The 11,521-nt window shown below is 41.4% G+C and carries 6 protein-coding genes and 2 pseudogenes; 5 read left to right on the top strand and 3 right to left on the bottom strand.

Annotated features, from left to right (window positions below):
- On the bottom strand, nucleotides 1–1,416 hold a 1,416-nt coding region (locus CSQ79_RS26725; protein ID WP_099704143.1), incomplete at its 3' end, for a FecR domain-containing protein.
- Nucleotides 1,417–1,984: 568 nt separating this feature from the next.
- Here CSQ79_RS26725 and CSQ79_RS26720 point away from each other — a divergent pair.
- Nucleotides 1,985–3,346, top strand: a complete 1,362-nt coding sequence (locus tag CSQ79_RS26720) for a hypothetical protein (RefSeq protein ID WP_099704142.1) — start codon at nucleotides 1,985–1,987, stop codon at nucleotides 3,344–3,346.
- A gap of 177 nt (nucleotides 3,347–3,523) precedes the next feature.
- Here the strand turns inward: CSQ79_RS26720 and CSQ79_RS26715 are convergent, their stop codons facing one another.
- On the bottom strand, nucleotides 3,524–4,372 hold the full coding sequence (locus CSQ79_RS26715; RefSeq protein ID WP_099704141.1) for a sulfurtransferase: 849 nt from the start codon (nucleotides 4,370–4,372) through the stop codon (nucleotides 3,524–3,526).
- A 90-nt stretch (nucleotides 4,373–4,462) separates the two neighbouring features.
- Here CSQ79_RS26715 and CSQ79_RS26710 point away from each other — a divergent pair, with 90 nt between their 5' ends.
- The 3 genes from CSQ79_RS26710 (at nucleotide 4,463) to CSQ79_RS26700 (ending at nucleotide 9,638) form a co-directional block, all read left to right on the top strand.
- Nucleotides 4,463–5,338 carry a tRNA (5-methylaminomethyl-2-thiouridine)(34)-methyltransferase MnmD gene (locus tag CSQ79_RS26710; RefSeq protein ID WP_099704140.1) on the top strand — a complete coding sequence of 292 codons (876 nt, stop codon included), beginning with the start codon at nucleotides 4,463–4,465 and terminating at the stop codon, nucleotides 5,336–5,338.
- Nucleotides 5,339–6,179: 841 nt separating this feature from the next.
- Nucleotides 6,180–7,706, top strand: coding sequence for a tyrosinase family protein (locus tag CSQ79_RS26705; RefSeq protein ID WP_099704139.1), 1,527 nt, complete (start codon nucleotides 6,180–6,182; stop codon nucleotides 7,704–7,706).
- A gap of 804 nt (nucleotides 7,707–8,510) precedes the next feature.
- Nucleotides 8,511–9,638 (top strand): calcium-binding protein, encoded by a 1,128-nt coding sequence (locus CSQ79_RS26700; RefSeq protein WP_099704138.1) that lies wholly within the window; start codon nucleotides 8,511–8,513, stop codon nucleotides 9,636–9,638.
- A gap of 64 nt (nucleotides 9,639–9,702) precedes the next feature.
- Here the strand turns inward: CSQ79_RS26700 and CSQ79_RS26695 are convergent.
- Nucleotides 9,703–11,403 (bottom strand): annotated as a pseudogene (locus tag CSQ79_RS26695) (transglutaminase TgpA family protein); the annotation flags it as partial.
- Between CSQ79_RS26695 and CSQ79_RS29080 the strand changes: the two are divergent.
- Nucleotides 11,394–11,521, top strand: a pseudogene (locus tag CSQ79_RS29080) (solanesyl diphosphate synthase); the annotation flags it as partial. The pseudogenes CSQ79_RS26695 and CSQ79_RS29080 sit on opposite strands and share 10 nt — an antisense overlap.

Genomic DNA, 11,521 nt, shown 5'->3' with positions numbered 1-11,521 from the left:
AGTTGGCGTGTTGTCAACTGGTGGTTCTATTGGCGTGTTATCAACTGGTGGTTCTATTGGCGTATTATCAACAGGCTCAGTTGGGGTGTTATCGATAGGCTCAGTTGGTTCAGTTGGCGTGTTATCAACTGGTGGTTCAGTTGGCGTGTTATCAACTGGTGGTTCAGTTGGCGTGTTATCAACTGGTGGTTCAGTTGGCGTATTGTCAACTGGTGGTTCTATTGGCGTATTATCAACAGGCTCAGTTGGGGTGTTATCGATAGGCTCAGTTGGTTCAGTTGGCGTGTTGTCAACTGGTGGTTCTATTGGCGTGTTATCAACAGGCTCAGTTGGTGGTGTAGTAGGAGTCTCCTCTGTTGTTGGTGGTGTATTATCTTCAGTTGTGGGTGGAGTTGTAGGAGATTGGGTATTGTTAGATGTTCCACCAGTTGTTGGTGTATCATTTTCTAGCGGTGGTGTTACTGGTTCAGCATCATCAATAGAAGAACTAGGCGGTGTTGTATTACCTACTGGAGTTGTGCCGTCTCTCACTGCGTTATCAGGCGGCTGATTATTGCTACCTCCATTTGTAGGGTTAGTTGTACTGCTTGGTGTGCTTTCAGTGGGTGATGGTGTTGTAGAGGTATTGTTACCTTGAGTTTGTTGAGTGTCTCTAGCTGAATTACTAGGAGACTGAACAAATGATGGATTTTCAACGACTCCTTCACCTCTCACGGGCTGCTTTGAAGCGGCAGCTGCAGCAGTTTCTGCTTGAACACTAGACAATGCAGGATCAGCTGATGGGTTAGTATTTGGTCGATTTAAATTCAGTTGCTGTACTAGATCGCTCGTTTCGTAAAAAGTATTTAGATCGAACTCGAACAGTTGCTCAATTCTATCGTTAACGACAACTGCCATTTGTCCAGCTTCAAGGACTTCGCTTTGAGAAGCAGTTTGGTTGAAAACTTCAATATTGCTATCTGTTAAAGCTCCAACAATTGTTGTGTCAGTATCGGGTATGTAGCGTACAAATAATGCCGAGCCTCTGATTGCTGCAGCTGCATTTGGTGTTTGAATACCTGTTACTCCTCTTCCTGGAGGAATGAGCAATAGTACTGTTCCATTTGATAATCTAAATCTGCGCGTTTTTGCGATGAAGCGGAATACTGCTTGTTCTCCAACCCTTGCTAAGGAGCCATCATTGAAACGTAATTCTGCCAACGAAGAACGACCCGTAGACAATGCATCTCCAGGTTGAATTGCATCTGACAATCGTGCTGGGCGTGGTGTGCGATTTTGTGGTAGCAGGCGCACAAGGTTACGTATGTTTTGCACGACGGCTCGTGTCAAAGTAGTTTCAGCACTAGCCTTCTTAGCTATTGGCAGCGTCATGCTCCAAAAAACAAAGGTAAGGATAAGGACGAACTTGCGAGACATGGCTTTTAGTGCCTAAAAAGGGTGAACAAGTGCCAAAGCAATCAAACGCAGTTTCTGATTTCCAAGTTTCATCATGCCAAATTACATCGTTGCAGAAGCCATTAAAATAGCAAATTTCTCAGAATTAAATTTCATCTACTCATTTTAATCAGCTAGTTTTTAAACTTCACTCTTCTAGTAATAATAAGGAACATTTTTTTTGTCTAAGCAAGATTCGGTTTAAATAATATTACGCTTGGATAAAATTTTTTGGATCTAAAAACAACTATCTGATGTGTAAATTTTTTATAACTATTTTGTATTCAACAGATTTTGTGTATAATTATATACTGTGAAAAAACTTATTTTTAAAGCTACTATTACGAAGCCTTGGCTTAAGAAACTCTCTGGCTCACCTCAAAGTTTGTGTGGGCAAAATCTCTTACAAGCCTCATGGCGAAAGCTATTTATGTGGATTATCTTCACTGCTAATAGCACTATCCTATTTTCGATTCATTCTATTATAGTTGTTGCCGCTCCTCAAAGCAATTGTGAGATAAAAGACATTTCTGTATCAGCAATATCCTCAATGCATCGAGAAAACAAAGAGGACTTCTCATGCATTTCTACAATAGATTCACTACTCTATCCGGAAAAGGCTGTAACTTCTTCCGAGTGCCGAATTGCCAACAATCAAGATACAACAAAATCACAACACTTTATCACACCAATTGATTTTCAAAAGCAGCTTGTTGAAAAAGACAACTTACATTTAGTAGGAAATTTGAGGATTCCAGCAAACAATGCATTCGAGCAGTCAAATTTATTTAACTTAAGTTATGGATATAGTTTGACGTCTGAGGCTGCTACAGAGTTCCTTGATGAACAACAAAAACAAACCAATATTGAACTATCCCTGTCTACTTCCTATGCATCACAGCAAAAGTTAAATGAACAGGATTGCAAATACAACTTAGTTTCTCCCACATCTCACCACCTACAAATAGCACAGGGTACACAACAGCCACTACCGATACAAGTTGATGGAGAATTAGGTGAATTACGTCTGCGCGAATTAGAAGGGCGATCGCAATCAGATACTGATGAACTAGGAAGATTGCGTATCCGCGAAATTAAAAGGCGATCGCCACAGATAGATTCAGATCTAGGTATATTACGAATCCGAGAATTAGAGCGACAGCCAACACCACCAGAATTCGCTGCACCTCCACCACCATCACCTCAGTTAGGCTCCCTGTTCGCTCAAGTTGGTTACTTCCAAACAAATAATATATTCTCTGGAGTAGATCCAGGTCGTATCCCAGGTGGTTTACTCTCGTCAGGTGTCACTTTAATTACGACGCCGAAGTTAGGAGAGAATACTGATCTGATTGCTGCAATTGATGGCAGTTTGATTCGTTACCTTGAACAATCTACATCTAATTACAATCAGTTCCGCGCAAGAGCAGGAATTCGTCAAAGACTTTCACCTCAAATGTTTGGCGAAATCGGTGTGATTAACCAGCAGTTATTTCGTTCAGAGTCAGGAAATCGCTTTTTGAATGAAAATGCCCTCCGCTTTGTGCTGCGACGGCGCGATCGCTTAACAAACGATTTGCGATTAGATAGCTTATACGAGTTACGTCTGACGGATGCTAATCCTGAAACTCGTAGTCGAATCATCAACTCTTTACTTGTTTCCTTAAGCTACAACTTACAAAACAACTTCTTAGTTGGTCTTGACTACCAGTTTGCCCTATCAAACTTTACACAGCGCGATCGCGAAGATCAATTTCACCGCATACTCGGACGCTTAACTTATGCAGCCTCGCGTGAAAGCCAATTTAATCTTCAAGCAGGAGTAACACTTGGTGGTTCTTCTGATCCAAATGTTGATTTTGATAACTTATTTTTGAGTGTGACTTATACGGTTGAGTTAGGTAGTTTTTAATAAAGGAGCGAGGGGCGAGTAGTAGCTCACTTGTATGAATCACAGATGCCCTTCGACTGAAGTCGGGGCTACTCAAACAAAGTGTGCGGAGGCACACTAAAGTTAAAAGTTTTGAGGGGGTAAGGCATGCCTTATCCGTAGTCCACGCAGGTGGACTTTGTTTATTTAGCTGCGAATTTATTCGCCAAGCTTTCCCTCAGCAAGTTGATAAGAACACCAATCGCTCCAGCTACCTGCATACAACTTTCCAGTGTCAATACCAGCCAACTCTAAAGAAAGTAAATTAACACAGGCAGTAACGCCAGAACCGCAATAAACGATAATTTCTTTAGCTTTCTCTTCCTGTAATTTTTCCCAACGCTGCTGTTGTTCGCTAAGCGATCGCAAGTAACCTTGAGCGTCAGAAACTTCTTGCCAAGGATAATTTACTGCACCAGGAATATGACCTGCAATCGGATCAATTGGTTCGCGTTCTCCCAAATAGCGATCGCTTTCGCGAGAATCGACGAGAATGACATTAGGAAGATCTTTGCGAGCTTTAACTGCTGTAATATCTACTACCTGATCAGCGTGTTCTTGTGGCACAAAGTTACCTGGTTCTGATTCAGGGATTGTATCAGTAACAGGATAACCGCTTGCTAGCCAACCTTTGAATCCACCATTCAAAACGGCTACTTGAGTGTGTCCTAAGTAGCGTAGTAGCCACCACAAGCGCGCCGCAAATGCAAAGCGCGAATCATCATAAGCAACAACGAGCGTTTGTGGAGTTATACCCATCTGCGATAACTTGTGCGCCAACTTTTCTGGATCGGGTAAAGGATGACGCCCGCCGTGTTGCGCTACGGGGCTAGAGAGATCTTGGTTTAAATCTAGGTAAAATGCTCCAGGGATGTGACTTTTGTGATATTGTTGGCGACCAAATTGAGGATCTGCAAGCGAAAAACGACAATCGACGATCGCGACTTGAGGAGCTTCCAAGTGTTCAAACAACCATGTGGCAGAAACTACTGATTTAGAATTAGTCATGTTGAGAATAATGAAAGCACCGTAGCACTACCAGAAAGTATCATTACAGATATTTTATGCCTAACAAATATTAAAACTAACCTCAGCATCATGCCAGAAGCAACATTTATTCCTCAACCCACAGCCGATGGCTCATTTACATTTTTCTCTCAAGAATTTGACGAAGCGTTTCACAGTCAATACGGGGCGCGTCAGGAAGCTGAAAAAAAGTTTGTCGAACCGACTCAACTTCAACAAAAAGCCTTGCAACCTCGACTGCGATTATTAGACATCTGCTATGGTTTGGGCTACAACACTGCAGCTGCTTTGGCAACCATTTGGCAAATTAATCCTAGTTGTTCGGTTGAGGTCATCGCACTAGAGTCTAATCTTGGTGTACCACAAGCGGCGATCGCTCACAAACTACTGCAATCTTGGTGTCAGCCTGTACCGCAACTCCTCACTCAATTAGCAACCGAACAACAAATACAAACGAATAATCTTAAAGCCGAACTGATTATCGGTGATGCCAGAAAGACAATTCAACAATTGCATCAAGCCCAGTTTCAAGCTGAGGCAATTTTTCTCGATCCCTTCTCACCACCACATTGCCCGCAACTATGGACAGTAGAATTTCTTCAGCAGGTTGCTTTATGTCTAGCCCCTGATGGACGGTTAGCGACTTATTCGTGTGCGGCTGCGGTACGAACAGCATTAATTCAAGCTGGATTAAAAATTGGTTCGACACCACCAGTGGGTAGGCGATCGCCAGGTACAGTAGCAGCTTGGGTTATTGATTTACCTGCATTATCGTCAGAAGAACAAGAGCATCTCCTCACTCGCGCTGCAATTCCCTACCGCGATCCACAACTCAGCGATCCAGCAAGTATTATCTTACAGCGACGTCAGCAAGAGCAAAATGCTAGCTCGTTGATGTCAACATCACAGTGGAAACAACATAGAAAAATTAGTAGAAACCCACTATAAAATACTGTGTTTAATATTGAAATAATACATATTCATAATACTTTATGAAGTTTTTAAAAAACTCACTGATGTACTCACCTCTTTCAAATCAATTTGTGCAAATTTGTATGTTTCTTTATTAAAACTTTAATAAGATTCGCTATAAGTACTCAAGACATAAAGTTATAGTAAAAATAGGCAAAAACTCTATCTTATTTTTCACGGTTTCTTTATCTTAAGTTCAAGCAGATTGAAACTATAAATCAAAAAGTTTCAAATACCATTTTTATAGGTAGCTTCTCACTTATAAAAATGAACTAAAGAAAGGTTCAATACAAAGATATTGCTTATATTGGTATTCTCTGCATACATATAATTACGTTTCTTCCTAAGAGGGAGGGTAAGGATGTTAATAAGCTTTTATTGTCAGCAAACTATAAAGATGACAAGTGTCTTCAGTGCCAGAACTGTTGAACAGAGGGTAAGTGAGGGGTAGGCAACTTACCTATTATTATTGCTACATTTCGTAGTTAATTGAATCAATATCCCTATGCTGAATAAATTTCAGCTGACATACTAAATACTCTCAAAAGAATTTATTTATTATGCTTGCCTGTAGCTTATTGTCGAAGCCTAAATAGTAAAAGATAGCCTCTGAATACCATCTCTTGGTGTCATCTTCTCCTGTTTGAAGCATAGAGATAAAATTCCTGCTACCTAATTAATTTTTTGCCAACTATCAAGTAAATAAGTTTCAGTTTTTCTCTAAAGAAATACTATAAGCTGACGCACTCAATCAATAAAGCGTGCGTGAATGCAACTGCTTTTATACACAAATTAAAAGAATATTTTGGAGGAGTTTATGCCTTCTAATTTTTCTCGGCGTGAAGTTTTAAGGCTACTCAGCTTTTTATCTGCTGGAGCAGCTGGTGTAGGGAGTGTACCACTTATTAGCAGTCTTGTTAATAAAGCCAACGCACAAACAAGTAGTGTTTACGTTCGCGAGAATATAGCCACGTTCATGCAGTCGCCTGCGAAAATTGCGGCTTTAAGGGAAGGAGTTCGGGTGATGCAGACTCGGTCTAGTAGTAACCCGAGGAGCTGGATTTATCAAGCGAATATGCATGGCATTCCCAGTAACGAGTCACGCAGATTGACAGCATGGGGTACTTGCAATCATGGAAGTTTCTTCTTCTTCCCCTGGCACCGCATGTACTTATACTACTTTGAGCAAATTCTGCGTCAAGCATCCGGCGATCCTACTCTGGCACTTCCTTACTGGAACTATTCAGATTTTCCCGATCAGCGCACTTTACCTGAGCCTTTCCGCAATAGACTACTACCTGATGGCTCCACTAATTCTCTTTATGTAGAACAGCGCGCTCCTGGTATCAATCAAGGTACGACTGCATTAGCATCAGCTGAAGTAAGTTATAGTGCGGCTTTTCAACGCACAAACTTTTTCCATACCAGTTCTGGACAGCAAAGCTTTGGCGGTCGCAGAGTCACAAGTTCGACTCATCGCGGTTCTGGTGGCGGACTATTAGAGGGACGACCACACAACCAAGTTCATACAGTGGTAGGTGGTACCAGTGGCTGGATGCGTCAGGTAGAAATGGCTGCTCGCGATCCGATTTTTTGGCTCCATCATTCAAACATTGACCGCCTCTGGGGGAGGTGGCTTTCATTAGGGGGAGGCAGGGCAAATCCTCTCAATGATAGTGACTGGATGAACGATCGCTTTACATTTTTTAACGAAAATGGCAACCGAGTGACGATGAGTGGTAGTGAAATCATCGACACAGTACAGCAACTAAACTATAGATATGACGATGCCCCTCTCAGTAACCAAATGCTATTGCGTGGAACGGGCGATACTGACAGTTTTTCACAGCAAACAACTGCGACCCCTCAAATCTTAGCGGCAACGCCTATGAACAATCAACAAATGTTGGTAGAACTTAGGGAGACTCCAGTTAATTTAACTCTCCGATTCTCAGAAGATCAAGGAGCTAGGTTATTCGATAGAAGAACATTACAGAGAAGTTTTCTGAGGCTTAACGTTGAGGGAGTTGAGTACAATCCCAGAAATTCAATTCCTTACGAAGTTTACATCAATCTCCCTAAAGGAGTAACTCCAGACCGCAACAGTCCTTATTATGTAGGTAGGTTGGCACTATTTGCGCATCCCCAAAAAGCCACCTTTAGTCTTGATATTAGTGAAGCGGTAAGCGAGTTACAGCGGCTGAATCTCATAACTGGAGATTCTATCTCCGTTACGTTTGTCCCACCTGCTGAGGAGGTTAATGTCTTGCAAAGACGCGATCGCACTAGACAATTGCCAGGGGTAGTTCGTTTTGAACGAGTGACTATCACCACTACAGATTAATCAATATAGCATCATACACCACATGAAAATGTGGATTGTTAAAATCAAGACTGCGATTCAGGGAATAGCCACCACCTGACACCTAAAGACGAGTTTCAGAAGTTATGAGCATCATGCTGGTCTGATATTTTTTGCAGCCGACTCAATAGTAACCAGCTAAATGACTTACAATCAAAAGAAAATATTAAAAATATCAGACCGAACTTAATAGAAGTGCTACCACAAGATAGTTTCACCTCAAATTGTTAACTTTGTTTCTTAAGTTTAAAAAATAGTGAGTTTATTCCGATCGTGACATCTTACGCTTGAGTTGTTAATGGTTACGGCTTAATAACTATTAATAGGCATGACAAAATGCTTACAAATCAAATAGAAGCGCTATATTTGGTTGGTATAACGTTATATCTTGCACCAAGCCTTGCGAATGGAATTCGCGGCTATACAAACTCTTTCCGCCTGCGCGGACTAACGAAAAATCGAGGTGTTTGTAACCTGCGTAGGCAGGTTTTGTCTGATTAGCTGCGGTTGAAACCGCTAAGTGCAAGATGTGAAATAACCATATTGTACAAAGCCCTTCTGGCTTTTTGCAACTGAATTATTGAAGAATTATGCAGATGTTAAAAAAAAGAGCTATTTTGCTTAAAAACTATTATTTATGAGGCTATTTCTTCAGTATATGTGCAAAAAAATGTAACGAAAAAGCCATGTATAAAAGTAAGCGAATTAGATGACAACTACGACATAAGCCAATAAATCCAGCAAAGAATAGAAGGTTTATAAATATATACTGGAGTCTTATATAGTATGGCAATAATTAAGGGAACTGCAGGTAACGATAACTTAAAAGGTGGTTCAAGAAACGATAAGCTCTACGGTTATGAAGGTAAAGATACCTTAAATGGTGGTGCGGGAATCGATACTTTAATCGGTGGTACAGGCAGTGACATTTATATTGTAGACACGACTACTGATGTCATTATTGAATATTCTGGTGGCGGCGCTCACGATACAGTGCAATCTTCTGTAAGCTACACGCTGGGCGCTTATGTGAATGATTTGGTACTAACTGGAAGCAGCAATATTAATGGTACAGGCAACGAACTAGACAATATCATCACTGGTAATAGGGGTAGAAATGTTTTAAGAGGTCTTGCTGGTAACGATCAGCTTGATGGTAGTAATGACAAGCGCAGCGATACACTTTATGGCGGAGTTGGTAACGACACGCTGATAGGTGGTAACAAAGATAAACTTTATGGAGGAACTGGAAACGATCGCTTAATTGGCAGCCACGTCGGATTTTTTGATAACCCAGACGACACAATATATATGGATGGTGGTGACGGCAATGACTACCTCTATGCTAGTCATGATGCTGAAATGTATGGTGGTAGAGGTAACGACACTATCACTGGTGGTACTTCAGTTTACATTGATGGTGGCGACGGCGATGATTTACTCGATGGTGATGAAAGTACTATAAAGGGTGGCAAAGGTAACGATACTATAACAGGAAATTACAGTAGACTTTATGGTGGTGATGGTGACGATGTTTTAAGTGGAATTGCTGCAATGGAAGGTGGTCGGGGTAATGATACTCTGATCGGAGGCGATTGGGATAGCGGCTTTATTTTCAGTAAACCAACTGATGGAATAGATACAATTACCAACTTTGCAGCAGATAAGTATCACAAAATTTATGTTTCTGCAAGTGGTTTTGGCGGTGGACTTGTAGAAGGAGAATTGTTACTAGGACAGTTGCAATTTGGTACTTCAGCACAAGAACTTGGCAATCGCTTTATTTATGACGCATCCTCTGGTGCGCTGTATTTTGATGCTGATGGTAGTGTAGGTACACACAAGCAAATACAATTAGCAGTATTAGTTGGCTCTCCAGATTTAACTGCTAGTAGTATTTATGTTACGAGCTAGATGGTTTTCCTCTGCTTTTGAAGCTATCTATGTTGGTCTAAAGTGAAATGACGTGACAGAGGGGTTACATCGTTGTTTTGTAACCTCTTTTTCTGTTTTTGCAACTTGATAGTTGCTCTTTTTTCAACGTTTGCCACTGAATTTTTAATTCTTCAATATCGGGTAATTGCCCGCCATACCGCCAACTGATGTACGCTTGGCAAATTTCCTCAATAACTTTGGCAACTATTGCAGGATAATACTGATGAGATATTCGAGCATATTCTAAGGGTGTTTGGGCAGGATGTTTATGAAAGCCTTGCGTTGCTGTCCAATAAAGCATTTGTTGATACAAGCGTTCCACAGGGTGTAGCTTGGCTAACACTCTTTTTCTGCACCACCCACGCCATTGTTGTAAGCCAAGCCAACTTAAAAAACTGATTCCAGTAATAATCATTAAACTCGTGAAGACACCCCACCAGCCTTGAGAAAATAAAGCAATAAACCAAGCGATCGCTGCTGTTATCCAGTTAAATACAACTGTAAATAGTGTATTGAGAAAACCAGATACTGGACTTGGCAACCAACCCGCAATCCATTGCCAAAATTTTTGTAAAATACTAAACGTTTGTGACTCTTCAACTGAAGGCAGAATTAATGGATGTCCTGGAATTGGATCGAAAGCAAACCAGCCGTATTCAGGAAAATATACTTCGGTTAATGCATACGCATCTGTATTACGCACAATGTATAAACCTGTAAAAGGATTAAATTCTCCAGGACTGAAGCCTACTGTTAGCCGCGCCGGAATGCCAATCGAACGCAGCATAATTGTTAAGACAGTAGAAAAGTGATCGGGATAACCACCTTTATGTTTAAAGAGAAAAGCCTCGACTAAATCTTCATTTTCTGCGAGATAAGGGAGATCTAAAGGGTTTTCTGGAAAAGTGTAATTTTGCTTGAGATACTGGGCGAGATACAAAGCTTGTTCGTAAGGAGATGTCAGCGCTTTTTCTGATTGTCCTACTCGTTGTTGATTGTAGTTCGCTAAGATTTCTTGTGTCTGCTGCTGTACCCGTGTGGCAATTTTTGGCGGAATTTGTAAATAATAATTACGGATATTTTGAGGGTAATCGGTTGAAGCTTCTCCTAATAAAGTGCGATCGCGGTAAGGAACTTGTGAAATTACCGTGTAGGTGAGATCTTTTGATAGCCCCACAGGCGATCGCAAACCGCCTTCAGGATCGACAGCAATTTCAGGTGCAGGAAAGAATATTTGCTTAGGGTTAGCTAACGCTGGAATTAAGTTTGGTAATTCTGAAACGACTGTATAAGTTTGAACAACTTCCTGCGACTCTCCACTAATTGCAGGTGGTGAAAGAAAAATCTGATACGACCAACTCGGACGCTTGTGGTTGACAACCTGTTCGTTACGTGAAATTTCCCAGCCTTTACCCGTGTAGCGATCAAATCCTAAGACGCGCCAAAATCCTTCTGCTTGCGATCGCACCCGCATCACAACTTTGGGTTTCATCTCACCGCGCAAGTTTTGATTAATTTCGCTATTAAATCCATAGTAAAAAGTTTCGTCTATACCCGTTCCCGCTTGGGCGTCAGTACCACTACCACCACTCGTCCCACCGCCGCTTCCTTCACGGACATAACCTGGATTAATAATGCTACGTCCATCAAAATTCTCTTGAATATCTATGGGCGCACTTACTGGAAATGTGCGTATTTGATAACCTGGAAACCGAGGTAAAACCGCAAAAACAGTTAATCCAAGACAGTAAAGGTCTCGAACAAGCACGGGAATTAGCTGCCAAGCACGCCACTCAAGCCGTTGAGCATCTCAACGATCTACCACATTCTGAATCACGCCAAGCCTTGATTAATATGGCTGA

It is taken from the genome of Gloeocapsopsis sp. IPPAS B-1203 (assembly GCF_002749975.1).
In the GTDB taxonomy this organism is placed as follows: domain Bacteria; phylum Cyanobacteriota; class Cyanobacteriia; order Cyanobacteriales; family Chroococcidiopsidaceae; genus Gloeocapsopsis.
The sequence above is the reverse complement of the archived record's forward strand: the minus strand, read 5'-3'. Positions and strand labels throughout refer to the sequence as shown.

What these genes read in the sequence shown, in the direction of transcription:
- CSQ79_RS26720 (WP_099704142.1), top strand. Translation starts at nt 1,985, where the DNA reads ATGCATCGAGAAAACAAAGAGGACTTCTCATGCATTTCTACAATAGAT.
- CSQ79_RS26715 (WP_099704141.1), bottom strand. Translation starts at nt 4,372, where the DNA reads ATGACTAATTCTAAATCAGTAGTTTCTGCCACATGGTTGTTTGAACAC.
- CSQ79_RS26710 (WP_099704140.1), top strand. Translation starts at nt 4,463, where the DNA reads ATGCCAGAAGCAACATTTATTCCTCAACCCACAGCCGATGGCTCATTT.
- CSQ79_RS26705 (WP_099704139.1), top strand. Translation starts at nt 6,180, where the DNA reads ATGCCTTCTAATTTTTCTCGGCGTGAAGTTTTAAGGCTACTCAGCTTT.
- CSQ79_RS26700 (WP_099704138.1), top strand. Translation starts at nt 8,511, where the DNA reads ATGGCAATAATTAAGGGAACTGCAGGTAACGATAACTTAAAAGGTGGT.